23 protein-coding genes are annotated in these 23,507 nt (G+C 62.5%); 16 read left to right on the forward strand and 7 right to left on the reverse strand.

Features of this window, described 5'->3' with window-relative positions; genetic code table 11:
* Positions 1-62: 62 nt before the first annotated feature.
* From DNK06_RS14970 to DNK06_RS14985, 4 genes are all read left to right on the forward strand, one after another.
* Complete coding sequence (locus DNK06_RS14970) at positions 63-1,370, forward strand: nitrate regulatory protein (RefSeq protein WP_131180787.1); 1,308 nt, start codon at positions 63-65, stop codon at positions 1,368-1,370.
* 391 nt (positions 1,371-1,761) lie between these two features.
* Positions 1,762-3,093 (forward strand): CmpA/NrtA family ABC transporter substrate-binding protein, encoded by a 1,332-nt coding sequence (locus DNK06_RS14975; protein WP_131180788.1) that lies wholly within the window; start codon positions 1,762-1,764, stop codon positions 3,091-3,093.
* 14 nt (positions 3,094-3,107) lie between these two features.
* Positions 3,108-3,953 carry a nitrate ABC transporter permease gene (ntrB, locus tag DNK06_RS14980; RefSeq protein ID WP_131180789.1) on the forward strand — a complete coding sequence of 282 codons (846 nt, stop codon included), beginning with the start codon at positions 3,108-3,110 and terminating at the stop codon, positions 3,951-3,953.
* An 11-nt stretch (positions 3,954-3,964) separates the two neighbouring features.
* A complete protein-coding gene (locus tag DNK06_RS14985) occupies positions 3,965-4,819 on the forward strand; it encodes an ABC transporter ATP-binding protein (protein ID WP_131180790.1) in 855 nt (284 codons plus the stop codon).
* An 18-nt stretch (positions 4,820-4,837) separates the two neighbouring features.
* On the opposite strand, the gene DNK06_RS14990 is transcribed toward DNK06_RS14985, so the two are convergent.
* The gene (locus tag DNK06_RS14990; RefSeq protein WP_131180791.1) at positions 4,838-5,065 is read right to left on the reverse strand and encodes a hypothetical protein; all 228 of its coding nucleotides are present in this window, start codon (positions 5,063-5,065) and stop codon (positions 4,838-4,840) included.
* A gap of 336 nt (positions 5,066-5,401) precedes the next feature.
* The gene (gene dcd, locus DNK06_RS14995) at positions 5,402-5,968 is read right to left on the reverse strand and encodes a dCTP deaminase (RefSeq protein WP_131180792.1); all 567 of its coding nucleotides are present in this window, start codon (positions 5,966-5,968) and stop codon (positions 5,402-5,404) included.
* A 328-nt stretch (positions 5,969-6,296) separates the two neighbouring features.
* Here dcd and DNK06_RS15000 point away from each other — a divergent pair, with 328 nt between their 5' ends.
* Positions 6,297-6,506: a cold-shock protein gene (locus DNK06_RS15000; protein ID WP_042555234.1), complete on the forward strand. Its 210-nt coding sequence runs from the start codon at positions 6,297-6,299 to the stop codon at positions 6,504-6,506.
* Between the two features lie 153 nt (positions 6,507-6,659).
* On the opposite strand, the gene apbC is transcribed toward DNK06_RS15000, so the two are convergent.
* Together apbC and DNK06_RS15010 are read right to left on the reverse strand one after the other, a co-directional pair.
* Entirely contained in the window at positions 6,660-7,754 is a 1,095-nt protein-coding gene (apbC, locus tag DNK06_RS15005) for an iron-sulfur cluster carrier protein ApbC (RefSeq protein ID WP_131180793.1), read from the reverse strand.
* 102 nt (positions 7,755-7,856) lie between these two features.
* Positions 7,857-8,549 carry a YiaD family glycine zipper/OmpA-like lipoprotein gene (locus DNK06_RS15010; protein ID WP_131180794.1) on the reverse strand — a complete coding sequence of 231 codons (693 nt, stop codon included), beginning with the start codon at positions 8,547-8,549 and terminating at the stop codon, positions 7,857-7,859.
* Positions 8,550-8,700: 151 nt separating this feature from the next.
* On the opposite strand from DNK06_RS15010, the gene metG reads away from it, so the two are divergent.
* The 5 genes from metG (at position 8,701) to DNK06_RS15035 (ending at position 14,449) form a co-directional block, all read left to right on the forward strand.
* On the forward strand, positions 8,701-10,734 hold the full coding sequence (metG, locus tag DNK06_RS15015) for a methionine--tRNA ligase (protein ID WP_131180795.1): 2,034 nt from the start codon (positions 8,701-8,703) through the stop codon (positions 10,732-10,734).
* 444 nt (positions 10,735-11,178) lie between these two features.
* The gene (locus tag DNK06_RS15020) at positions 11,179-11,982 is read left to right on the forward strand and encodes a DUF4349 domain-containing protein (RefSeq protein ID WP_131180796.1); all 804 of its coding nucleotides are present in this window, start codon (positions 11,179-11,181) and stop codon (positions 11,980-11,982) included.
* A 166-nt stretch (positions 11,983-12,148) separates the two neighbouring features.
* Complete coding sequence (locus DNK06_RS15025) at positions 12,149-13,492, forward strand: RnfABCDGE type electron transport complex subunit B (RefSeq protein WP_131180797.1); 1,344 nt, start codon at positions 12,149-12,151, stop codon at positions 13,490-13,492.
* Positions 13,493-13,523: 31 nt separating this feature from the next.
* Positions 13,524-14,162, forward strand: a complete 639-nt coding sequence (gene nth, locus DNK06_RS15030; RefSeq protein ID WP_131180798.1) for an endonuclease III — start codon at positions 13,524-13,526, stop codon at positions 14,160-14,162.
* Between the two features lie 107 nt (positions 14,163-14,269).
* Positions 14,270-14,449: a PA3496 family putative envelope integrity protein gene (locus tag DNK06_RS15035; RefSeq protein ID WP_131180799.1), complete on the forward strand. Its 180-nt coding sequence runs from the start codon at positions 14,270-14,272 to the stop codon at positions 14,447-14,449.
* Positions 14,450-14,539: 90 nt separating this feature from the next.
* Here DNK06_RS15035 and trxB read toward each other — a convergent pair whose 3' ends face one another.
* The gene (gene trxB / locus DNK06_RS15040; RefSeq protein ID WP_423228063.1) at positions 14,540-15,487 is read right to left on the reverse strand and encodes a thioredoxin-disulfide reductase; all 948 of its coding nucleotides are present in this window, start codon (positions 15,485-15,487) and stop codon (positions 14,540-14,542) included.
* A gap of 243 nt (positions 15,488-15,730) precedes the next feature.
* On the opposite strand from trxB, the gene cysZ reads away from it, so the two are divergent.
* The gene (gene cysZ, locus DNK06_RS15045) at positions 15,731-16,498 is read left to right on the forward strand and encodes a sulfate transporter CysZ (RefSeq protein ID WP_131180800.1); all 768 of its coding nucleotides are present in this window, start codon (positions 15,731-15,733) and stop codon (positions 16,496-16,498) included.
* A 39-nt stretch (positions 16,499-16,537) separates the two neighbouring features.
* Positions 16,538-17,752 carry a glycosyltransferase family 4 protein gene (locus DNK06_RS15050; RefSeq protein WP_131180801.1) on the forward strand — a complete coding sequence of 405 codons (1,215 nt, stop codon included), beginning with the start codon at positions 16,538-16,540 and terminating at the stop codon, positions 17,750-17,752.
* A gap of 4 nt (positions 17,753-17,756) precedes the next feature.
* Here the strand turns inward: DNK06_RS15050 and DNK06_RS15055 are convergent, their stop codons facing one another.
* Both DNK06_RS15055 and DNK06_RS15060 read right to left on the reverse strand, forming a co-directional pair.
* Positions 17,757-18,239, reverse strand: coding sequence for a glutathione peroxidase (locus DNK06_RS15055; RefSeq protein ID WP_131180802.1), 483 nt, complete (start codon positions 18,237-18,239; stop codon positions 17,757-17,759).
* 138 nt (positions 18,240-18,377) lie between these two features.
* Entirely contained in the window at positions 18,378-18,863 is a 486-nt protein-coding gene (locus DNK06_RS15060) for an FKBP-type peptidyl-prolyl cis-trans isomerase (protein ID WP_042555353.1), read from the reverse strand.
* Between DNK06_RS15060 and DNK06_RS15065 the strand changes: the two genes are divergently transcribed.
* From DNK06_RS15065 to DNK06_RS15080, 4 genes are all read left to right on the forward strand, one after another.
* Positions 18,832-19,176 (forward strand): DUF3565 domain-containing protein, encoded by a 345-nt coding sequence (locus DNK06_RS15065; RefSeq protein ID WP_131180803.1) that lies wholly within the window; start codon positions 18,832-18,834, stop codon positions 19,174-19,176. The genes DNK06_RS15060 and DNK06_RS15065 overlap by 32 nt on opposite strands.
* Positions 19,177-20,361, forward strand: a complete 1,185-nt coding sequence (locus tag DNK06_RS15070) for an acetate kinase (protein WP_131180804.1) — start codon at positions 19,177-19,179, stop codon at positions 20,359-20,361.
* A gap of 13 nt (positions 20,362-20,374) precedes the next feature.
* Positions 20,375-22,468, forward strand: a complete 2,094-nt coding sequence (gene pta, locus DNK06_RS15075) for a phosphate acetyltransferase (RefSeq protein WP_131180805.1) — start codon at positions 20,375-20,377, stop codon at positions 22,466-22,468.
* A 137-nt stretch (positions 22,469-22,605) separates the two neighbouring features.
* Positions 22,606-23,505: an acyltransferase gene (locus DNK06_RS15080; protein ID WP_131180806.1), complete on the forward strand. Its 900-nt coding sequence runs from the start codon at positions 22,606-22,608 to the stop codon at positions 23,503-23,505.
* The last annotated feature ends 2 nt before the right edge of the window (positions 23,506-23,507 follow it).

Raw genomic sequence — 23,507 nt, forward strand, 5'->3', positions numbered from 1 at the left:
AAGCAACTGGACTGCTATTTGCACTGTTTTAGTTCAACCGTACTGCCTGAAAGACTGCCCCCATGCCTGATACCGCCATGCCTGCCACCCTGCGTTTCATGCTCGCTGCCCGCCGCTGCGAGCTGCAGGGCCTGGAGAGCCTGTCCTTCACCTGCCAACTGGTGACCCGCATCAGTCAACTGGTTCACCAGCTGCAAAAAGAAAGGGGCTACTCCAACATCTATCTCGGCAACCAGGCGAGCCATTACCTGCACCAACTTGACGCACACAGTGCCGAGTCAGCCGCCGTGGAGCGTCAGGTACACGAGTGCTTCATGGCCATGGATACCGCCCAGGCCAATGCCGCGGATCGCGCCCGCCTGTTCAACCGCATCGCCTACGTGCTGCATGGCCTGGACGAGTTGCCTGGCCTGCGCCGACGCATCCGTGAACTGGAGCCTGCTCCACGTCAGGCGACCCAGGCCTTCACCCGATTGATCGGCGGGCTGCTGGCCGTGGTTTTCGAAGCCGCCGATACCGCTGTCGACCCGAGCATCACCCGGCTGCTGGTGGCCATGTTCAACTTCATGCAGGGCAAGGAGCTGGCCGGTCAGGAGCGCGCTGCCGGCGTCGAAGGGTTCTCGCGCGGGCATTTCGATGGCGAGTTGCAGGAACGCCTGCAGCATCTCGAAGAAGGCCAGGAACGTTGCTTCGATGTGTTCAGCGAGTTCGCCGATGGCGAGGCGGTCGCCCTGTGGCAGCAGATCCACAGCAGCGATACCGTCGCCCAGGTGATCAGCCTGCGCGGCATCGCCAAGCGCACGTCGGCCAACGCCACGGTGGATCCAGGCCTGTGTGAGCTGTGGTTCGAGCTCAACACCCGACGTATCGACGCCATGAAGGAGGTGGAAAACCATCTCGCCACGCGCCTGCTGGAACATTGTCGCAGCAGCATCGCCGAAGCCCATGCCGACCTCGACAACCATCGCACCCTGCTGGGGCGCCTGGCGCAGATGGATGTCGGAAGCGATCAGGCGCTGCTGTTCAGCGTGCACAGCAGCACCCTGGACAGCGCGCCTCAGGATTCGGTGGGCAACCACCTGGCGCGTTCGGTGCTCGACCTGCTGCACGAGCAGAACCAGCGCCTGCAGCGGGTCAGCGATGAGCTCAAGGAAACCCGCGAAACGCTCAACGAGCGCAAGCTGATCGAGCGGGCCAAGAAACTGCTGATGAACGACTACCGGCTCAGCGAAGAAGATGCCTACGCACGCCTTCGCCAATCCGCCATGGAGCGCAGCATGCGCCTGGTCGATGTCGCTCAGAGCCTGCTCGCCTTCGCCGCACGCAAGAGCCAGAACACTCCACATAGCGACAGGGGCAAGCGTGCCTGAGGATGCCCAGGCATAGCGTTGCCACCGGCACTCTGGCGACCATGTACCTGCACCTGCGCCGCGCACGGCAAGCGGCCGACGCCCCGCTGCTGTGCGGCGCCAGCGGCCTAGTCAATCAAGCACAGAGTCGACGGAATTGCTCAGCACAGGCTGAAAAGCTTTTCCACTCAATCAGTTAGCCCCCGCACATCGAATTTCCCAGGCCAGTTGCCAGACAGCCAGGCCAGGCGCTCCTGCTACTGGCATGCAACCTGCTAAGTCCGTAACGAGGAGGCAGGCTCTGTCCCTCCACAATCCGAATCCTGGACAACGGCGTCCACCCTTGTTGCAGCCCGAGCGCTGCCATGAGAGTGACGCCGTTTTTTTATGCGTGCCTTTTGGGGAAAACGATATGGACGACAAGCCACGTACATTGCCGAACGTCGACGACAGCGCCAGTCAGCCGCGTCGTACCTTTCTCAAGCAGTCCATGGGCCTGCTCGGGGGCAGCGCATTGATGAGCCTGCTGCCAGCGGGCCTGAGCAGCGCGGTATGGGCTGCGGGCAGCGATGATCTGGAAACCACCAAGGCCAAGCTCGGTTTCATCGCCCTGACCGATGCCGCGCCACTGTTCGTGGCCGATGAACTGGGCCTGTTCGCCAAGCACGGCATGACCGGTGTCGAGGTGCTCAAACAGTCGTCCTGGGGCACCACCCGCGACAACCTGGTGCTCGGCGCCGGCAGTGGCGGCATCGACGGCGCCCACATCCTCACGCCGATGCCCTACCTGATGGCCGCCGGCAAGATCACCACCAACAACACGCCGTTGCCGATGTACCTGCTGGCGCGCCTGAACCTCAACGGCCAGGGCATATCCATCAGCAAGGAATATCAGGATCTCAAGCTCGGCACCGACGCCAGCGCCTTCAAACAGGCCGTCGCCGCCAAGCAGGCCAAGGGCCAGAAGATCGCTGCGGCGATGACCTTCCCGGGCGGCACCCACGACCTGTGGCTGCGCTACTGGATGGCGGCCGGTGGCATCGAGCCGAACAAGGATCTGCCGACGGTGGTCATCCCACCACCACAGATGGTCGCCAACATGAAGGTTGGCAGCATGGACGCCTTCTGCGTCGGTGAGCCGTGGAACGCGCAACTGGTCAACCAGGGCATTGGCTACAGCGCGGTGACCACCGGTGAGCTGTGGGCCAACCACCCGGAAAAGGCCCTGTCGCTGCGAGCCGATTATGTCGATGCCAACCCCAACGCGACCCGCGCGCTGCTCAAGGCGGTGATGGAAGCGCAGATGTTCTGCGAAGCGGCGGAGAACAAGGAACAGGTCGCCGAGATCTGCGCCAAGCGCCGCTGGATCGGCGCTCCCGCCAAGGATCTATTGGCACGTCTGCAAGGCAACATCGATTACGGCAACGGCCGCGTCGTGGAAAACAGCCCGCACCTGATGCGCTTCTGGAGCGAGTTCGCGTCCTACCCCTTCCAGAGCCACGACCTGTGGTTCCTGACCGAAAACAAACGCTGGGGCTACCTGCCGAACGACTTCGACAGCCAGGCGCTGATCGACACCGTCAATCGCGAAGACATCTGGCGCCAGGCCGCCGCCGAGCTCGCGGTGCCTGCCGAGCAGATTCCGCAATCGAAATCGCGTGGCCTCGAGACCTTCTTCGACGGCAAGACCTTCGACCCGCAGAACCCGCAAGCCTATCTCGACAGCCTGCTCCTGAAGGCCTAACCGGAGAAACGCCCATGAATGCGCCCGTCAAATCGCTGGCCCTGCCGGCCGGCGTCACCGCTCCAAGCTGGCTGAAGCGTCTGTCGAACACGCTGCTGCAGTCGGTGCTGCCGCCACTGGTGATCACCGCAGCACTGCTGCTGATCTGGCAACTGCTGTGCAGCGGCCCCAACGCCTCGCTGCCGCCTCCCAGCCAGGTCATCGAAGACACCTGGGAACTGATCGTCAACCCGTTCTATGACAATGGCGGCACCGACGTCGGCATGGCCTGGCAACTGCTCGCAAGCCTCGAGCGCGTGGCCTACGGCTATGCCCTGGCGGTGGTGGTCGGCGTGGCCCTGGGGGTGCTGGTCGGTCAGTCGACCTGGGCGATGCGCGGTCTCGATCCGCTGTTCCAGATCCTGCGTACCGTGCCGCCGCTGGCCTGGTTGCCACTGTCCCTGGCCGGCTTCAAGGACAGCCACCCGTCGGCACTGTTCGTGATCTTCATCACCGCCATCTGGCCGATCATCATCAATACCTCGGTGGGTATCCGCAATATCCCCGAGGACTACCGCAACGTCGCCAAGGTGCTGCGCCTCAACGGCGTGGAGTACTTCCACAAGATCATGCTGCCAGCCGCTGCGCCCTACATCTTCTCCGGGCTGCGCATCGGCGTGGGGCTGTCCTGGCTGGCGATCATCGCCGCGGAGATGTTGATCGGTGGCGTCGGTATCGGCTTCTTCATCTGGGATGCGTGGAACGCCTCGCGTATCAGCGACATCATTCTCGCCCTGGTCTACGTCGGCGTGGTCGGCTTCCTGCTCGACCGTCTGGTGCTGTTCGTCGGCAATCGCATCACCCGCGGCACATCGGCCTGAGGAGTACGGATATGAGCAAGCATTACCTGAGCATCGAGCATGTGGAAAAGTACTTCGAGCGTGACGGCGTCAGCTCCCACGTACTGAACCAGATCAACCTCAACGTCGACCGTGGCGAATACATCTCCATCATCGGCCACTCCGGCTGCGGCAAATCGACGGTGCTGAACATCGTCGCCGGCCTGACCGACTCCAGCAGCGGCGCGGTGATCCTCGACGGCCGGGAAGTTCGCGGCCCCGGCCCGGATCGCAGCCTGGTGTTCCAGAACCATTCGCTGCTGCCCTGGCTGACGGTGCAGGAAAACGTCGCGCTGGCCGTGGACAAGGTGTTCAAGCGTACCAAGAGCAAGGCCGAGCGCCGCGACTGGACGCTGCATCACCTGGAGTTGGTGAGCATGGGCCACGCGCTGCACAAGCGGCCCAATGAAATCTCCGGCGGCATGAAGCAGCGCGTCGGCATCGCCCGCGCGCTGGCCATGGAACCCAAGGTATTGCTGCTCGACGAACCCTTCGGCGCCCTAGACGCCCTGACCCGCGCCCACTTGCAGGACGAGGTGATGCGCATCCAGAGCGAGCTGCACAACACGGTGATGATGATCACCCACGACGTCGACGAAGCAGTGCTGCTCTCCGACCGCATCGTGATGATGACCAATGGCCCCTCGGCGACCATTGGCGAGATCCTCACCATCGACCTGCCGAGACCCCGTGACCGCATCGCCCTGGCTGACGACCCGCGCTACAACGCGTATCGCCATGCCGTGTTGAGCTTCCTGCACGAGAAGCAGCGCAAGGTCGAACCTCTGGGAGCGCGCCGTAGTGCCGCCGTTGCAGAACCGGCCAGCAAAGAGCGCGCCCGAGCCTGAAGCAAAGGCGCTTCGTCGTCAGTCGCGGGCGATACCCGTGACGGTAATGCCGAAGCGCTCCTCCAGGCGCACCGCGGGAGTCTGCTCTTCGCGGGGCTGCTCCTTCGGTTCGAGGCGCTCCAGGTTCTCTTCGGCCCATTCCAGCAACCAGATCACGGCCTGCTCCAGGCTCGGTTTCTCGCTCGATTTGACCTTGAGGACTTCGGCCGCCTCGTCTCTGCTGTAGGCGATATTCCATTGACTCATAGCGTGTCTCCAGCGGGTGGCTTTGCGGCTGGCACGCAAACATGCGCGCCGTACGTAACCATGTAGACCAGCCGTCCGTGAACAGTTCGCCCTATAAATCCAGGGAACTTCGTTCGGCACCACCACTCAGAAACTAGGCATCGATTGATTTCTCCGGGCGCTCAAGGCGCCCATTTTTTTGCCTGGGATTTGCCTTCACACCCTGCCCCCGAGAAATCTCGGCCACAAAAAATGGCCGGGAGCCATTTTTGACGTCGCTTGCGATGGATCGCAGGGAAGGCTGGGCACAAAAAAGCCGGGAAAACCCGGCTTTTCGAAGCGTCCCGAAAGACTACATCAGGCCTTGGGCAGCGTCACACCTCGCTGGCCCTGGTACTTGCCACCACGATCCTTGTACGACACCTCACAAGCCTCGTCGGACTCGAGGAACAGCATCTGCGCCACGCCCTCGTTGGCGTAGATCTTCGCCGGTAGCGTGGTGGTGTTGGAGAACTCGAGCGTCACATGCCCTTCCCACTCAGGTTCCAGCGGCGTGACATTGACGATGATGCCGCAGCGCGCATAGGTGCTCTTGCCCAGGCAGATGGTCAGCACATTGCGCGGAATGCGGAAGAACTCCACGGTGCGCGCCAGGGCGAAGGAGTTCGGCGGGATGATGCACACGTCACTCTTGATATCGACGAAGCTCTTCTCGTCGAAATTCTTCGGGTCGACGGTAGCCGAGTTGATATTGGTGAAGACCTTGAATTCGTCGGCGCAGCGCACATCGTAGCCGTAGCTCGACACCCCGTAGGAGATCAGTTGCTGACCGCCTTCGTTGCGCACCTGGCGCTCGACGAAAGGCTCGATCATGCCGTGTTCCTGGGCCATGCGGCGAATCCACTTGTCCGATTTAATGCTCATGGCGGGGCCGTCCTGAAAGGTCTGTGCGGTGAAAAAGTGAGCGCATCTTACCGGGCCGAGCGGCAGGGTTCAAAGCCTCTCGACAGGCCGCCTGAACGAGGAACCGTCGGGAAGAATGCAAGGAAATCGCAGAAAGACTTACAGACCATTCGCACTTAGCGAAAAAAGCGGGTATGGTGACCCCACTGTGCTGCATGTGTCACCGCGAATCGCTACATGATGCCTAGATTTCGATCCAAACATCGTCCGACTCCTAGTACTCGTTGCACTCAGTCCCGGCCTGGTTTTATCCAGGGCTGTTATTTATTTAGATATTAGGAGACATCACATGTCCAATCGTCAGAATGGCACCGTTAAGTGGTTCAACGATGAGAAAGGCTACGGCTTCATCACTCCGCAATCCGGTGACGACCTGTTCGTACACTTCAAAGCTATCCAGAGCGATGGCTTCAAGAGCCTGAAAGAAGGCCAGCAAGTTTCCTTCGTGGCCACCCGTGGTCAGAAAGGCATGCAAGCTGAGGAAGTTCAGGTTATCTAACCTGCTCTTTCTATAAAAAACCCCGCTTCGGCGGGGTTTTTTTATGCCTGCCATCCATGTCAGCCCCTTCGGGCCGTCGCGAGCGACGTTAAAAATTGCTCTCGGAATTCAATTCACGTTGCGCGCCCGCCAAAGGCGGACGCACAACGGCGATCAATCGTCAGCGATGACGATGGTCGGCACGGCCTGCGCAGCCGCCGCACTCGAGGCGATGCGCGCACCGACCTGCCGGGCCACCTGCTGGTAGAGCATGGCGATCTGGCTTTCCGGGTCGGCGATGGTCGTCGGCTTGCCACCGTCGGCCTGCATGCGGATGGCCATGGACAGCGGCATCGAAGCCAGCAGCTCGACACCGAACTGGGCGGCCAGCTTCTCGCCGCCACCCTCACCGAACAGATGCTCGGCATGACCGCAGTTGGAGCAGATGTGCACGGCCATGTTCTCCACCACACCCAGCACCGGAATGTTCACCTTGCGGAACATCTCCACGCCCTTGCGGGCGTCGAGCAGGGCCAGATCCTGCGGAGTGGTGACGATGACCGCGCCCGCCACCGGGACTTTCTGCGCCAGAGTCAGGTGGATATCGCCCGTGCCGGGTGGCATGTCGATAATCAGATAGTCGAGGTCATCCCAGGCGGTCTGGGTGACCAGTTGCAGCAGCGCCCCGGAGACCATCGGCCCCCGCCATACCACCGGCGTGTTGTCATCGGTGAGGAAGGCCATGGACATCACCTGTACGCCATGGGCCTCGAGCGGTACGAACCACTTCTGCTCACGCACCTGAGGCCGTGTGCCTTCAGGGATGCCGAACATGATGCCCTGGCTGGGGCCGTAGATATCCGCATCGAGAATGCCCACCCGAGCGCCTTCACGGGCCAAAGCCAGGGCCAGGTTGGCAGCGGTGGTCGACTTGCCTACCCCGCCCTTGCCGGACGCCACGGCAATCACGTTCTTGACGTTGGCCAGGGCCGGCACCTGAGCCTGGGCCTTGTGCGCGGCAATCACGCAGTTCACCTCTACGCTGGCGCGGCGTACGCCCTCGATATTCTCGATAGCCAGTTGCAGCAGTTGCGCCCACCCCTGCTTGAACAGGGCGGCAGCGTAGCCCAGCTCCAGCTTGACGCTGACCTGGCCGTCCTGCACGTCGATGGCCCGCACACAGCCGGCGCTTAGCGGATCCTGGTCGAGATGGGGATCGGTGTACTGGCGCAATACGGCTTCGACCGCAGCGCGGATATCAGCGCTCATGCTTGGCTCCGGAGATGGCAGGAAAGGCGTCTATCCTACCCGAGCCACAGCCTGGATGCAGACCGGCTGGCGAACCGAATGGGATCGCCAGCCGGCAAAGGCTCACTGCACGGGCTGGCCCGGCAACTGCTTGAGGTTCACCTCGACGCGACGGTTCTGCGCACGACCGTCGGCGGTGGCATTGTCGGCAATCGGCTGATCCGGGCCGGCACCACGGCTGGACAGGCGCGTGCCGTCGATGCCCTGGGCAGTCAGGTAGCTCGTCACGCTCTGCGCGCGGCGCAGGGACAGCGCCATGTTGTGCTGGCGCGAGCCCGTGCTGTCGGTGTAACCGACGATCTCGATGCTGTTGTTCTGGAACTGCTGGAACGAGGTCGCCAGGTTATTCAGCGGCGCGTAGAAACTCGGGGCGATATCCGCGGAATCCGTGGCGAAGGTGATATTGCCCGGCATGATCAGCTTGATGTCGTCACCCTGACGCTGCACCTCCACACCGGTACCTTCCATGCTGCGGCGCAGCTCGGCTTCCTGACGATCGGCGTAATAGCCATAGCCGGCGCCCGCAGCACCGGCAAGCACGGCACCGATGGCGGCGCCCTTGCCGCGATCATCATGATTGACCGCCGCACCTACCGCCGCACCGGCGAGCGCCGCCAGGCCGCCATAGGTCGCAGTGCGGTGGCCGCCGCCACTGGCTGCTCCACCCCCGGCGTTGTCATAAGGGTTGTTCGAGGCACAGCCAACCAACAGGGCCAGAGCGGTGGCACAGGCGAGCGGACGTAAAACTGCAGGCATGATTCATCTCCTTGCTGGAGCGGAAGGTTCTCGTTGGAACCCGCTTGCGCCTCTAAATTCAAGTCGATGTCAGCGCTATTTGCCCGCTGGCCGGAACGCGCTCGGTTACTTTATAGTGACCGACCTCCCTTCACCCGATGACAGCCTGACAATGTCCCAAGCTCGCCAGATTCTCGTTACCAGCGCCCTGCCCTACGCCAACGGTTCGATCCACCTTGGCCACATGCTCGAGTACATCCAGACCGACATGTGGGTGCGCTACCAGAAGCTGCGCGGCAACCAGTGCATCTACGTCTGTGCGGACGATGCCCACGGCTCGGCCATCATGCTGCGTGCGGAGAAGGAAGGCATCACCGCCGAACAGCTGATCGACGGCGTCAAGGCCGAGCACAGCGGTGACTTCGCCGACTTTCTGGTGGAGTTCGACAACTTCCACTCCACCCACTCGCCGGAAAACCGCGAGCTGTCGGAATCGATCTACAAGGCACTGCGCGACAATGGCCATATCGCCACCCGCTCGGTGACCCAATATTTCGACCCGGAAAAAGGCATGTTCCTGGCCGACCGTTTCATCAAGGGCACCTGTCCGAAATGCGCGACGCCCGACCAGTACGGCGACAACTGCGAAAAATGCGGTGCCACCTACGAGCCCACCGAACTGAAAGACCCGCGCTCGGCTATTTCCGGTGCGGTGCCGGTGCTCAAGGACTCCAAGCATTTCTTCTTCAAGCTGCCGCAGTTCCAGGACATGCTGCAGAAATGGACGCGTAGCGGCACCCTGCAGGAATCGGTCGCCAACAAGCTCGCCGAATGGCTCGATGGCGGCCTGCACGAGTGGGACATCAGCCGTGACGCGCCCTACTTCGGCTTCGAGATTCCCGACGAGCCGGGCAAGTATTTCTACGTCTGGCTGGATGCGCCGATCGGCTACATGGCCAGCTTCAAGAACCTCTGCGCGCGCCGCCCGGAACTGGATTTCGACGCGTTCTGGAAGCAGGACTCCAGCGCCGAGGTGTATCACTTCATCGGCAAGGACATCGTCAACTTCCACGCCCTGTTCTGGCCTGCCATGCTCGAAGGTGCCGGCTACCGCAAACCGACCGGCATCAACGTGCACGGTTACCTGACCGTGAACGGGCAGAAGATGTCCAAGTCGCGCGGCACCTTCATCAAAGCACGCACTTATCTGGATCACCTCAACCCGGAATACCTGCGCTACTACTACGCGGCCAAGCTCGGCCGCGGCGTCGATGACCTCGATCTGAACCTCGAGGACTTCATCCAGAAGGTCAATTCGGATCTGGTCGGCAAGGTGGTCAACATCGCCAGCCGTTGCGCCGGCTTCATCCATAAGGGCAATGCCGGGGTACTGGTGGCGGCCGATCCCGAGCCGGAACTGTGGAATGCCTTCCAGAGCGCCGCACCGAGCATCGCCGAAGCCTACGAGAGCCGCGACTTCGCTCGTGCCATGCGGGAAATCATGGCCCTGGCCGACCGTGCCAACGCCTGGATCGCCGACAAGGCGCCCTGGTCGCTGGCCAAGCAGGAAGGCAAGGCCGACGAGGTGCAGGCGATCTGCTCCCTGGGCGTCAACCTGTTCCGTCAACTGGTGATCTTCCTCAAGCCGGTACTGCCGCACCTGGCCCGTGACGCCGAGGCGTTCCTCAACGTCGCGCCGCTGGCATGGGATGACCTCGCCACGCCGCTGGCCGACCATCAGCTCAACCCGTTCACCCCGCTGCTCAGCCGCATCGAACCGGCCAAGGTCGAAGCCATGGTCGAAGCCTCCAAGGAAGACCTGGCCGCTGCCGACGCCCCTCGAGGCAATGGAGAGCTGAAGAAGGATCCGCTGGCAGCCGAAATCGCCTTCGACGCCTTCGCAGCAGTCGACCTGCGCATCGCGCTGATCGAGAAATGCGAGTTCGTGGAGGGCGCCGACAAGCTGCTACGCCTGAGCCTGGATATCGGTGACGAGAAGCGCAACGTGTTTTCCGGCATCAAGAGCGCCTACCCGGAGCCCAGCAAGCTGGAAGGTCGCCTGACGCTGTACGTGGCCAACCTGGCAGCGCGCAAGATGAAGTTCGGTGTGTCGGAAGGCATGGTGCTGGCTGCTGGCCCCGGCGGCGAAGAAATCTACCTGCTCAGCCCGGACAGCGGCGCCAAGCCGGGCCAACGGGTCAAGTAAATAATTATCGACCCCCGGCTCTCCTCACCCAAAGCCGGGAGTTGGCTAATTAAAGGCGTAAGCAGACGTGGGGTGGATGACGCTCTTTTCATCCACCATTGCGATCGCTAGGTTGGTGGACGGATCGGGCCGCGCAGGTGAAGCCTCGTCCACCCGTCATGAAGCCCACCAAATCGAATGTCCGGTATCGGCTGATTCTGTTGAAAAAGTCCCGTTGCGATTTTTGCCCATGAAAGAGCATGTGCGACGTTGAAATCTGATGCATTGAGAAGACATCTCTGTCTTGGTTTTTACGTAGCAACACCGAAATCGAGCATTTTTTGAGCTACCGAATAGCAGCTCTCTCAGAAACCGACTTTTTCAACAGAATCGGCTTTTTGCTGCCGCACATACGCGCTGGCAAGCGATGTGCAGCAGATCGCGAACTGTTTCTGAGGTGCAAGGATGCTTTTCTCTAAATCCCGTTTTCTCACCACCGCTCTAGCCCTGCTGACACTGGTCGGCTGCTCGCCGTCCGGCGAAAACCAGTCGCCCGCAGGTGCAGCGCTGCTCGGCGAAACGGCGCAACGGGGTGCGTTCCTCGCCTACGAACACAGCGTGGGCATCCGCCTGCCTGTCGAGCAGGTCGAACCGCGCCTGGCGGCCGTGCGTGAAGCGTGCAGCAGCCAGCGTTTCGGTCAGTGCGACCTGTTGGCCATCGAGCAGAGCCAGGGTCACTACCAGGCGGCGAGCATTAGCGTGCGCATTGCCCCGGCCGGTGTCGAGCCTCTGGTCGGCTTCGCTGGCGAAGGTGGCGAATTGCAGAGCCGCCACACCCGCGCCGAAGACCTGGCCCAGGCCGTCAGCGATACCGAACAGCAACGCCAGCGCCTGGAGCGCCAGCAGAAAACCCTGCTGCAGTACCAGGCTCGCAGCGACCTGAGCGTCAGCGACATGCTCGCCCTGGCCCGCGAACTGGCCGAGGTCGAGGTGCAACTGGCGGGCGCAGCCCAGCAATCGGCCCAGCAGCAACGTCGCCTCACGACCAACCTGCTGACCCTCAGTTTCAGTACCGAAGGCAAGCCGGTCGGGCGCCTGGCACGTATCGGCGAAGCCGCTGGTGGCATGCTCGACAACGCCACCGAGGGCGCCACCGAAGCCCTCAAACTGCTCGGCTACGGCATTCCCTTCGTGATCATCCTGTTTCCCCTTGCCCTGCTGATCCGCTGGCTGTGGCGCAAGGCCAGCCGCGCCCGTAACGGCATCTGAGTCCGCGCTAGCATGGCCGTGCCGCTGTACCGGGCGCGGCACATGCCGGATAATGCACGGCTAACGCTTCAGCCAGACCTGCAACACCGATGATCGAATCTCGCGACTTCCCATGCATGCGCTCTCACGGGCCGACGCCGTGCGAGCAACGCTGCGTGCATCGATCATGAGCAACGCCCTGCGTATCGCCGCCATCGATGCCCTGTTACCGCAGACGCAATGCGGCAAATGCGGCCACCCAGGCTGTCAGCCTTACGCCGAAGGCATCGCCGCCGGCGAGGCGATCAACAAGTGTCCGCCAGGCGGCACGGCCACCATCCATGCGCTAGCCGATTTGCTGCAGGTTCCAGAACTGCCACTGGCCTTACCGGCGACACCGGCGCAGATTGCGGTGATCCGCGAGGACGAGTGCATCGGCTGCACCAAATGCATCCAGGCCTGCCCCGTGGACGCCATCGTCGGCGCCGCCAAGCTGATGCACACGGTAATCACCGACGAATGCAGTGGCTGTGAACTGTGTATTGCGCCCTGCCCGGTGGATTGCATCGACCTGATTACCCTCTCTGCGCCGCAAGCGACGATCCAGCGCGAGCGTGCCGACCAGTTCCGCGCTCGCCATCAGGCACGTCTCTCCCGTTTGGCCCGCGAAGATGCACGCCGCCGCGCCGCGCGCAGCACGCCGATCACGCGCCCCAGATCGGCAGCGGTCGTTACCAGTGTCCCCGCTACCGATGACAATCAGGCCGCGCGACTCAAGCGTCTGAAGATCGAAGCGGCCATGGCCAAGGTCGCCTACGAAAAAATCCGCAAACAGGTCGCCATGCACCCCGACTCACCGTTCGCTGCACAGTTGGATGCCTTGCAAAGCGCCAGCGAACGGGCCGCCGCCGCACTGCAGGCCGCCCAGAACGAGACGCCATCAACGGTTACCGCCTCTGCGGCCACCGACGAGGGCGCATTGAAACGGGCGAAGATCGATGCGGCGATGAGCCGGGCGCAGCTGCAGAAGGCGCTGAAGGCCTTTGGCGAAGCGCCCGATGAACCTCAGAGGCAGCAACTCGATACGCTGCGCCAGGCAGCCGACAAGGCGCAGCGACGGCTTGCCGAGCTACTGCCAGATACCGCCGGCGAAGCGCCCAGCGCTGGAGAGCAGGCGCTGAAACAGGCCAAGATCAAAGTCGCCAGCCGCCGCGCAGCGCTGCAATCCGGCGAGCGACGGGGCGTCGATGGCGCCATGCTGAGTATCCTGCGTGCAGACTACGCAGCGGCTCAGCAAGCGCTGCACGACGCCGAGCAGCAATGCGGCAAACCCGCACCGCAGCGGATATTGGTCGACAGGCCTGGGGTGAGCGCCGAACTGCGCCAACTGAAAACCGACCTGGCCTATGCCCGCGCCGACCTGAGCAAGCTGCAACGCAACGCACACACTGACGAACACACCCTGAATGCCGCACTCGAACGCCTTGCCACCGCCGAACGCCGGCTGCAAGCGCATACCAGCGCCACCTAGAGCGCACCGACTACCGTGAACAACCCTGACGATGAACGCAGCCAAACGCCTTGAAATCTTCCGCCGCCTGCACGAAGACAATCCTGAGCCCAAGACAGAGCTGGCCTACAGCACCCCCTTCGAACTGCTGATCGCAGTGATTCTGTCCGCTCAGGCCACCGATGTCGGCGTCAACAAGGCCACCGCCAAACTCTATCCGGTGGCCAATACCCCGGAAGCGATTCTGGCGCTTGGCGTCGAGGGGCTCAGCGAATACATCAAGACCATCGGCCTGTACAACAGCAAGGCCAGGAACGTCATCGAAACCTGCCGCATCCTCGTCGAGCAACACGGCAGCCAGGTGCCGGAAACCCGCGAAGCCCTGGAAACCCTGCCCGGTGTCGGTCGCAAGACCGCCAACGTGGTGCTCAATACTGCCTTTCGTCAGTTGACCATGGCGGTGGACACGCACATTTTCCGGGTCAGCAATCGCACCGGCATCGCCCCAGGCAAGAACGTGGTGGAGGTGGAGAAGAAACTATTGAAGTTCGTACCCAGGGATTTTCTCCTCGATGCCCATCACTGGTTGATCCTGCATGGCCGATACGTATGCCAGGCACGTAAGCCGCGCTGCGGCAGTTGCCGGATCGAAGACCTGTGCGAATACAAACTGAAAACCTCTGACGATTGAGGCTTCATATACTTCCTGCATCAGTCGATTGAAAAAATCTTTTTTACTCGCCTGACGTTTGCCCTTATAAGGTCGGCAAATGGCCCCTGTAGCCGGGAGTAAAGCGAATGAGCAACGGCAAAGAAGACCTGGAACTGGAAGACGACTTCGTCAGCGACGACACGGACAATAGCGAAGCCCCCGTGGAAGTGGCGAAAACCAACCTGACCAAGCGTCGCATCATCGACAATTTTCTCGAGGAGCGACGCCTGCACAAGCAGTTGGCCGAATACGACTTCGACCTGTAAGACGACGCCCTCGTCGGAGCAGGATGAAAGGATGCCCGTATCAGTCGATACGGGCATCGTCGTTCAGAGCATTGGCCTGAAGTTCAGCGGTCAAAGGCCATCCAGATAGCGCTCCACATCCAGCGCCGCCATGCAGCCGGCGCCTGCCGAGGTAATGGCCTGGCGATAGACGCTGTCCGCCACGTCGCCTGCGGCAAACACACCCGCAATGTTGGTCGCGGTGACATTACCGTCACGCCCACCATTGACCTGCAGATAACCATCCTTGAGAGCCAACTGCCCTTCGAAGAGCGCAGTGTTCGGGGTATGTCCGATGGCCACGAACACACCATCGACCTGCAGGTCTCGCGTAGCGCCATCATGCTCGCGCAGGCGTACACCGGTAACGCCTGACGCATCACCCAGCACCTCATCGACCTCGGCATTCAGTGCCAATACGATGCGCCCCTCGGCCACCCGGGCCTGCAGCTTGTTCTGCAGGATTTTTTCTGCCCGGAAGACGTTGCGCCGGTGGATCAGCGTCACCCGACTGGCAATATTGGCCAGATACAAGGCCTCCTCAACGGCCGTATTGCCGCCACCAACTACCGCCACTTCACGATTACGGTAGAAGAAGCCGTCACAGGTGGCACAGGCTGACACGCCCTTGCCCATGAACGCCTCTTCGCTCGGCAGCCCCAGATAACGAGCGCTGGCACCGGTGGCGACGATCAGTGCATCGCAGGTGTAGGAGACGCTGTCGCCAACCAGAGTGAACGGCCGTGCAGCGAGATCCACCGCCTGGATATGGTCGTAGATGATCTCGGTCTCGAAACGTTCGGCGTGGTCCTGCATGCGCTGCATCAGCTCCGGCCCGGTCAGGCCGTGAGCGTCGCCGGGCCAGTTGTCCACCTCGGTGGTGGTGGTCAGTTGGCCGCCGGCCTGCAGCCCGGTGATCAGCAATGGCTTGAGATTGGCGCGCGCGGCATAGACCGCTGCGCTGTAGCCGGCCGGGCCGGATCCGAGAATGATCACGCGAGCGTGGCGTGCACTGGACATCAGAGACTCCTCACAGCAAAGCTGCCGAAGAAAAAAAGGAGCCCTCAGAAACCGGAAGGTCTGACGGAACGGCTCCAAAAGGGACGCCGAAAGACTAAGGCGCATCCCGTACATGATGGAAATGCGCTTTGCCAATCCCGCGTATAGCCCGGGTCTATGACGCCACCGGTAACGCGCCCGCGCTTTCGCCAGGCCTGCAAAATGGTTAAGGTCGCGCGACGTTCACTTTCTGGAGACACCTTCATGCGCGCCCCCGTGCTGTCCGGCCCGCAATACCTCAGTGAGGGCCTGAAGCTGGTATTGAGCCCCGGCCTGCGGCTGTTCGTGTTGCTGCCCCTGGCGATCAACCTGATCCTGTTCAGCCTGCTGATCGGCTTCGCCGTGCAACAGTTCAGCAGTTGGGTCGACACCTTCATGCCGAACCTGCCGAGCTGGCTGAGCTTCCTGCAGTACATCCTCTGGCCACTGTTCGTGGTGCTGGTGGTGCTGATGGTGTTCTTCACCTTCACCATGCTGGCCAATATCGTCGCCGCGCCGTTCAACGGTTTTCTCGCCGAGAAGGTCGAGGTAGTGGTACGCGGCGAAGATAATTTCCCGCCTTTCAGTTGGGGCGAGCTGATGGCCATGGTGCCGCGCACCCTGGGCCGCGAGGCGCGCAAGCTCGCTTACTTCCTGCCGCGGGCACTGGGCCTGCTGATCCTTTCCTTCATTCCGGTGGTCAACCTGGTTGCGGCGCCGCTGTGGCTGCTGTTCGGCGTATGGATGATGGCAATCCAGTACATCGACTACCCCGCCGACAACAACAAGGTGAGCTGGCAGGACATGCTCGCCTGGCTGCGCGAGAAACGCTGGCAGTCTCTGGGCTTCGGCGGCATCACCTATGCCGTGCTACTGATTCCCTTCGTCAATATCCTGATGATGCCGGCAGCCGTAGCGGGCGCGACCCTGTTCTGGGTGCGTGAAGGCGGCGTCAGCGATGGCTCGCGCGCTGTCACGCAAACGCCACATTGATGTCACAAACGCTACATGGCGGCAGCCCAGACTGCTGTCATGAGCACTCCCCCGCTATTCATCGCCCTGGTCAGCGAGACCTTCAGCCCGGAAATCAATGGCGTGGCCAATACCCTCGGTCACCTGGTCACCGGGCTGCGCGCACGCGGTCATCGCCTGCAATTGATTCGCCCCAGACAGATCGCCGACGCCCCTGCGGCCAATGATGACGATCTGCTGCTCACCCGCGGCTGGCCGCTGCCCGGTTACCGCGGCCTGCAATGGGGCCAGTCGGCGCGCCACAAGCTGCTGCGCCTGTGGCGCAGGCAACGCCCGGACGTACTCTACATCGCGACCGAAGGACCACTGGGCCTCTCAGCCCTGAGAGCGGCCCGGCGCCTGCGCATCCCGGTGATCAGCGGCTTTCACACCAACTTCCAGCAGTACACCGGGCACTACGGCATCACCTTGCTGACACGCCTGCTGACCAACTACCTGCGCTGGTTCCACAACGCCTCGCGCATGACCCTGGTACCCAGCCTCAGCCAGCGTTGCGAGTTGCAACGCCGCGGTTTCGAGCGCCTGGAATTGCTCGCCCGTGGCGTCGATGCCCAACTGTTCAATCCCGCACGGCGCAACGACGAGCTGCGCCGCAGTTGGGGGCTGGGCGAGCAGGATATCGCTGTATTGCATGTCGGCCGCCTGGCCCCGGAGAAGAACCTGGACTTGCTGGTCAGCACTTTCGAGGCCCTGCAGAAACAACGCACGGCGCAGCGGCTCAGGCTGATCGTGGTCGGTGACGGCCCGCAGCGCGAAAACCTGCAGCAGCAACTGCCAGATGCATTGTTCTGCGGTATACAACGCGGCGAAACGTTGGCCGAGCATTACGCCAGCGGCGATCTGTTTCTATTCCCCAGTCTCTCGGAAACCTTCGGCAACGTGCTGCTCGAAGCCATGGCCGCGGGCCTTGGCGTGGTCGCCTTCGACCAGGCGGCAGCCGCTCAACACGTCGAGCACGGGCACAACGGCATGCTGGCCAGCGTCGACGATGAACAGAGCTTTATCGACGCCGCCCACTGGCTCCTTGAGAACCGGGAAAACCTGCGCCGCATGCGCCTGAATGCGCGCCGGCACGCGGCCAGGCAGAACTGGTCGGCAATCATCGAACAGTTCGAAAACCACCTGCACGGCGCCATGCTCGGCAGCGATACACAGACCGCCGGGCGTGCCTCGCTGGCTATCGAAACCAAGCGGGCACACAAAAAGGCGGTCTGATCGGTCAGGCCAGTGCTTTCTCGATGGCCTGGATCAAGGCAGGATCATCCGGTGCGGTGCGCGGCGAGAAACGCGCCAGCACACGACCGTCCTGGCCGACCAGAAACTTCTCGAAGTTCCAGGTGATATCGCCTGGAAACTCCGCACCTTCACCCACCAGCAGACGATACAACGGGTGGCGGCCACTGCCGTTGACCTCGAGCTTGCTGCTCAGCGGAAAGCTTACGCCGTAGTTCAGGCTGCAGAACTGGGCGATCGCCGATTCGCTGTCCGGCTCCTGGCCGGCGAACTGGTTGCACGGCACGCCAAGCACGCTGAAACCCTGGGCGGCGTACACTTGCTGCAAACGCTCCAGCCCCGCATATTGCGGTGTGAGCCCGCATTTGGAAGCGACATTGACCACCAGCACGACCTTGCCCTTGAGCGGAGCCAGAGGCAGCTCCTGGCCGTCCAGTGCGTGCAGTGTCAAGTCGTGAAAAGCGCTCATGGTGTGCTCCGGGCAACGCGAAAACGAGTGAAGAAGGGACAAAAAAGGCGCCTGAAAAGGCGCCCTTCTAGTGACTGCAGCTTAGCAGTCACGGATGACCAGCGGCCAGCAGCGAAGGATCGACTGCCGACATACGGATCAGTGGTGGTGGCCACCTTCGCCATGCACGTGACCGTGGGCGACTTCTTCAGCGCTGGCATCGCGCACGTCGACAACCTTGACCGCGAAGGTCAGACGCTGGCCGGCCAGCGGGTGGTTGCCGTCGACGATCACGTCGTCGCCATCCAGCTCGCGAATGGTGACGATCTGCATGCCGCCGTCCGGGCCGGAGGCATGGAACTGCATGCCGACTTCCAGCTCGTCGACGCCTTCGAACATCGAACGGTTCAGGGTGGCGACCAGCTCAGCGCTGTATTCGCCGTAGGCCTCTTCCGGCTCGACGGAGACGTTGACTTCGTCGCCAGCCTGCTTGCCGACCAGAGCCTTCTCGAGACCGACGATGATGTTGCCAGCGCCGTGCAGGTAAACCAGCGGCGCGCCGCCAGCGGAACTATCGATCACCTCACCGGCATCGTTGGTCAGGGTATAGTCGATGGAAACGGCCTTGTTGGCGGCGATTTGCATGGGGGCGAACCTTTTGCTCGAGGAAAATGAACGTGAGAGTGTAACCAAGGGTGGATGCGAAAGCGACCCAACCCCTGACGGGCGGGCCGCATCGGGCATTACCGTGGTCGGTTTTGAGCAAGATCATGACGGTCACTGGGTGGCTGTCTTATCTTGTGGCCATACTCAACACCTGCGCCACCAGCCACCCTGGCAGAATCGCGCCTGGGTGCTCGATACCACGCAACGGCGCGCGCATATCGGCACGAACTTCACCTGTGGCTGGTGTGTCGCAGCTCTAGCCGAAACGTCAACAGCCCCTAAGGATCTTTGAATGCCCGCACGCAATATTCTGGTGATCAACTGCGGCAGTTCCTCCATCAAATTCGCGCTGGTCGATCCGGATCAGGCTCAGTTCGCCATCAGCGGCCTGGCTGAACGCCTCGGCAGCGCGGATGCCGCCCTGCACTGGCAGCGAGATGGCATCAAGCACACCCAGGCGATACCCGGAGACGACCACCGCGCAGCTCTCGCTCACCTGCTACAGCGGGTGCAGGAAACCACCGGCGGCCATCTGCATGGCATCGGCCATCGCGTGGTACATGGCGGCGAGCACTTCACCAGCGCTCAGCGCCTGGACGATGAGGTGATCGCGGCGATCCGTGCCGTCGCGCCCCTGGCACCGTTACATAACCCGGCGGGGTTGCTGGGCATCGAAGCGGCTCTGGCGCTGTACCCGCAACTGCCGCAGGTAGCGGTGTTCGACACCGCCTTTCACCAGAGCCTGCCCGAGCATGCCTTCCGCTACGCGGTGCCGGAACAGCTGTACCGCGACCACGGCGTGCGGCGCTACGGTTTCCACGGCACCAGCCACCGCTTCGTCAGCGCCCGCGCCACGGAGATCACCGGCCTGGCCGTCGACGATAGCGCCTGGCTGGTCGCCCACCTGGGCAATGGCTGCTCGACCTGCGCCGTGGTCAACGGCCAGAGCCGCGACACCAGCATGGGCCTGACGCCCCTGGAGGGCCTGGTGATGGGTACCCGCAGCGGTGATGTCGACCCCAACCTGCACAGCCACCTTTCGCGCGCCCTGGGCTGGAGCCTGGAGCAGATCGATCGCATGCTCAACCACGATAGCGGCCTGTTTGGCTTGTCCGGCCTGTCCAACGACATGCGCAGCCTGGAACAGGCCCGCGATGAAGGGCATGCCGGGGCCACCCTGGCCATCGAGGTGTTCTGCTACCGCCTGGCCAAATCCCTGGCCGCCATGAGCTGCGCCTTGCCGTGCCTGGATGGGCTGATCTTCACCGGTGGCATCGGCGAAAACTCGCCACTGATCCGCAGCAAGACGGTCGCCCACCTGGGTCTGCTCGGCCTGCAACTGGACGAAGCCGCCAACGAGCGTTGCCTGCGTGGCGTCAGCGGCCCGATCCACGCACAGAACCATACTCGGGTGCTGGTGGTGCCCACCAATGAAGAGCGACAGATCGCCCTCGACACACTGGCGCTGCTCGACTGACACGGAGAACCCCATGCACACCTTCTTCATTTCCCCGACCGGCTTCGGCGTCGGCCTCACCTCCATCAGCCTGGGCCTGGTCGGCGCACTGGAGCGTGCCGGCCTCAAGGTCGGTTTCTTCAAGCCCATCGCCCAGCCGCATCAGGGCGATGCCGGCCCGGAGCGCTCCAGCGAGCTGGTCGCCCGTACCCACGGCTTGCATTCCCCCAAGCCGCTGGCCCTCGCCCATGTCGAGCGACGCCTTGGCGATGGCGACCTGGACGAACTGCTCGAGGAAATCATCAGCCTCTATCAGGAGGCCGCCAGGGACAAGGACGTGGTGATCGTCGAAGGCATGGTGCCGACGCGCCAGGCCAGTTACGCCGCGCGGGTCAACCTCCACCTGGCCAAGAGCCTGGACGCCGACGTGATCCTGGTTTCCGCGCCGGAGCAGGAAAGCCTCAGCGAGCTGTGCGACCGTGTGGAAATCCAGGCCCAGCAGTTCGGCGGGCCGAAGGATCCCAAGGTGCTCGGGGTGATCCTCAACAAGATCCGCAGTGACGATGGCCTCGACGCCTTCGCCGCACGCCTGCGCGATCACTCCTCGCTGCTGCGTCACCCGGACTTTCGCCTGCTCGGCTGCATTCCCTGGCTCGACGAACTGAACGCGCCACGTACCCGTGATATCGCCGAACTGCTCGGCGCCCGCGTGCTCAACGCCGGTGACTACGAACAGCGGCGCATGCTGAAGATCGTACTCTGTGCCCGTGCGGTGGCCAACACCGTGCAATTGCTCAAACCCGGTACGCTGGTGGTGACGCCCGGCGACCGCGACGACATCATCCTCGCCGCCAGCCTGGCCGCCATGAACGGCATGCCGCTTGCTGGCCTGCTGCTGTGCAGCGATTTCGCCCCTGATCCACGCATCATGGAACTGTGCCGCGGAGCTCTGCAAAGCGGCCTGCCGGTGATGACCGTGAGCACCGGCTCCTACGACACCGCCACCAACCTGAACCGCCTGAACAAGGAAATTCCGGTGGACGACAAGGAGCGCGCCGAGAAGGTCGCCGACTTCGTCGCCAGCCACCTCGACCACGACTGGCTCGCCGCCCGTTGCGGCAGCCCGCGTGAGCTGCGCCTGTCGCCTCCGGCGTTCCGCTATCAACTGGTGCAGCAGGCCAAGGCGGCGAACAAGCGCATCGTCCTGCCCGAAGGCGCCGAGCCGCGCACCGTGCAGGCTGCCGCCATCTGTCAGGCGCGCGGTATCGCCCGCTGCGTGCTGCTGGCCAAACCTGAAGAGGTTCATGCCGTGGCTCAGGCCCAGGGCATCGAACTGCCGCCAGGCCTGGAGATTCTCGACCCGGATCTGATCCGCGAGCGTTACGTCGAGCCCATGGTCGAGCTGCGCAAGGGCAAGGGCCTCAATGCGCCCATGGCCAGCGCCCAGCTGGAAGATACCGTGGTGCTGGGCACCATGATGCTGGCCCTGGATGAAGTCGACGGCCTGGTGTCCGGTGCCGTGCATACCACCGCCAACACCATCCGCCCGGCGCTGCAGTTGATCAAGACCGCACCGGGCTACAACCTGGTGTCCTCGGTGTTCTTCATGCTGCTGCCGGATCAGGTACTGGTCTACGGTGATTGCGCGGTCAACCCGGATCCCAATGCCGAACAACTGGCCGAGATCGCTCTGCAGAGCGCCAACTCGGCACAGGCTTTTGGTATCCCTCCACGCGTGGCCATGCTCAGCTATTCCACCGGCGACTCCGGCAGTGGCGAGGAAGTGGAGAAAGTGCGCGAGGCGACCCGCCTGGCCCGCCAGGCCAATCCGGATCTGCTCCTCGATGGGCCCTTGCAGTACGACGCCGCCGCCATCGAAAGCGTGGGCCGGCAAAAGGCCCCCAACAGCCCAGTGGCCGGGCGTGCCACGGTGTTCATATTCCCGGATCTGAATACCGGCAACACCACCTACAAGGCGGTACAGCGTAGTGCCGACTGCATCAGTGTCGGCCCCATGCTGCAGGGCCTGCGCAAGCCGGTGAACGATCTATCGCGCGGCGCGTTGGTCGACGATATCGTCTTCACCATCGCGCTCACCGCCATTCAGGCCGCCAACATGCACCAGTGAGGGCCCGCCAATTCGAACGCGGAGCACTGAGGCTCGCGTTCGGATCGGCTTGCAGTTCCATCGCCAATCGTTAACCTGTGCGCCAACCGCCCCGACGCCATGCTCGAGGCCCTAACCTGCATGAGGTTCGCACATCCATGCTGCATTTTCTGCCTGCCCCATTGCTCGGCCTGCTGGGCACTTTCCTGTTGGCTCTCAATACACTGTTCTGGTGCTGGCCGCTGTTTGCCGTAACGCTGCTGCGCATCGTCCTGCCGTTGCCTGTGGTGCAGCGTGGTTGCGATCGGCTGATGACCTTCATCCACGAAGGCTGGATCAGCTGCAACAAGGTCTGGATGCAGCTTCTGGGCAACACCCGCTGGCAGATCGAAGGGACGCAGGGCTTCGACTACCAGCACTCCTACCTGGTGACCAGTAACCACCAGAGCTGGGTGGACATCCTGGTACTGCAGTACCTGTTCAACCGACGCATCCGCCCGCTGAAGTTCTTCCTCAAGCAGGAGCTGATCTGGGTACCGGTAATAGGGCTGTGCTGGTGGGCACTGGGTTTCCCCTTCATGAAGCGCTATTCCAAGGAATACCTGGCCAGGCACCCGGAGAAAAAGGGCAAGGATCTGCAGACCACACGGCGAACCTGCGACAAGTTCCGGCACAACCCGGTGGGCATCTTCAACTTCGTCGAAGGCACGCGTTTCACCCCGGCCAAACACCAGGAACAGCAGTCGCCCTACCGGTATCTGCTCAAGCCCAAAGCGGGTGGTATAGCCTTCGTACTCGACGCCATGGGTGAACAACTGCACGGCATCATCAATGTCACGCTGCATTACCCTCAGGGCAGCCCGGGGTTCTGGGCGCTACTCAGCGGCCAGTTGGAGGAAGTGGTGGTGGTCATCGAACAATTACCGATTCCGACGCACTTCATCGGCCGCGCCTACGATCAGGACGAGGCCTACCGCAAAGAATTCCAGCAATGGATCAACGCGCTCTGGCAGGCCAAGGATAGCCAGTTGACACGGCTGCATCAGCAGCACCCATGAAC

It is taken from the genome of Phytopseudomonas daroniae (assembly GCF_004327285.1).
Taxonomy (GTDB): domain Bacteria; phylum Pseudomonadota; class Gammaproteobacteria; order Pseudomonadales; family Pseudomonadaceae; genus Aquipseudomonas; species Aquipseudomonas daroniae.

What these genes read in the sequence shown, in the direction of transcription:
- DNK06_RS14970 (WP_131180787.1), top strand. Translation starts at nt 63, where the DNA reads ATGCCTGATACCGCCATGCCTGCCACCCTGCGTTTCATGCTCGCTGCC.
- DNK06_RS14975 (WP_131180788.1), top strand. Translation starts at nt 1,762, where the DNA reads ATGGACGACAAGCCACGTACATTGCCGAACGTCGACGACAGCGCCAGT.
- ntrB (WP_131180789.1), top strand. Translation starts at nt 3,108, where the DNA reads ATGAATGCGCCCGTCAAATCGCTGGCCCTGCCGGCCGGCGTCACCGCT.
- DNK06_RS14985 (WP_131180790.1), top strand. Translation starts at nt 3,965, where the DNA reads ATGAGCAAGCATTACCTGAGCATCGAGCATGTGGAAAAGTACTTCGAG.
- DNK06_RS14990 (WP_131180791.1), bottom strand. Translation starts at nt 5,065, where the DNA reads ATGAGTCAATGGAATATCGCCTACAGCAGAGACGAGGCGGCCGAAGTC.
- dcd (WP_131180792.1), bottom strand. Translation starts at nt 5,968, where the DNA reads ATGAGCATTAAATCGGACAAGTGGATTCGCCGCATGGCCCAGGAACAC.
- DNK06_RS15000 (WP_042555234.1), top strand. Translation starts at nt 6,297, where the DNA reads ATGTCCAATCGTCAGAATGGCACCGTTAAGTGGTTCAACGATGAGAAA.
- apbC (WP_131180793.1), bottom strand. Translation starts at nt 7,754, where the DNA reads ATGAGCGCTGATATCCGCGCTGCGGTCGAAGCCGTATTGCGCCAGTAC.
- DNK06_RS15010 (WP_131180794.1), bottom strand. Translation starts at nt 8,549, where the DNA reads ATGCCTGCAGTTTTACGTCCGCTCGCCTGTGCCACCGCTCTGGCCCTG.
- metG (WP_131180795.1), top strand. Translation starts at nt 8,701, where the DNA reads ATGTCCCAAGCTCGCCAGATTCTCGTTACCAGCGCCCTGCCCTACGCC.
- DNK06_RS15020 (WP_131180796.1), top strand. Translation starts at nt 11,179, where the DNA reads ATGCTTTTCTCTAAATCCCGTTTTCTCACCACCGCTCTAGCCCTGCTG.
- DNK06_RS15025 (WP_131180797.1), top strand. Translation starts at nt 12,149, where the DNA reads ATGAGCAACGCCCTGCGTATCGCCGCCATCGATGCCCTGTTACCGCAG.
- nth (WP_131180798.1), top strand. Translation starts at nt 13,524, where the DNA reads ATGAACGCAGCCAAACGCCTTGAAATCTTCCGCCGCCTGCACGAAGAC.
- DNK06_RS15035 (WP_131180799.1), top strand. Translation starts at nt 14,270, where the DNA reads ATGAGCAACGGCAAAGAAGACCTGGAACTGGAAGACGACTTCGTCAGC.
- trxB (WP_423228063.1), bottom strand. Translation starts at nt 15,487, where the DNA reads ATGTCCAGTGCACGCCACGCTCGCGTGATCATTCTCGGATCCGGCCCG.
- cysZ (WP_131180800.1), top strand. Translation starts at nt 15,731, where the DNA reads ATGCGCGCCCCCGTGCTGTCCGGCCCGCAATACCTCAGTGAGGGCCTG.
- DNK06_RS15050 (WP_131180801.1), top strand. Translation starts at nt 16,538, where the DNA reads ATGAGCACTCCCCCGCTATTCATCGCCCTGGTCAGCGAGACCTTCAGC.
- DNK06_RS15055 (WP_131180802.1), bottom strand. Translation starts at nt 18,239, where the DNA reads ATGAGCGCTTTTCACGACTTGACACTGCACGCACTGGACGGCCAGGAG.
- DNK06_RS15065 (WP_131180803.1), top strand. Translation starts at nt 18,832, where the DNA reads ATGGAAACGGCCTTGTTGGCGGCGATTTGCATGGGGGCGAACCTTTTG.
- DNK06_RS15060 (WP_042555353.1), bottom strand. Translation starts at nt 18,863, where the DNA reads ATGCAAATCGCCGCCAACAAGGCCGTTTCCATCGACTATACCCTGACC.
- DNK06_RS15070 (WP_131180804.1), top strand. Translation starts at nt 19,177, where the DNA reads ATGCCCGCACGCAATATTCTGGTGATCAACTGCGGCAGTTCCTCCATC.
- pta (WP_131180805.1), top strand. Translation starts at nt 20,375, where the DNA reads ATGCACACCTTCTTCATTTCCCCGACCGGCTTCGGCGTCGGCCTCACC.
- DNK06_RS15080 (WP_131180806.1), top strand. Translation starts at nt 22,606, where the DNA reads ATGCTGCATTTTCTGCCTGCCCCATTGCTCGGCCTGCTGGGCACTTTC.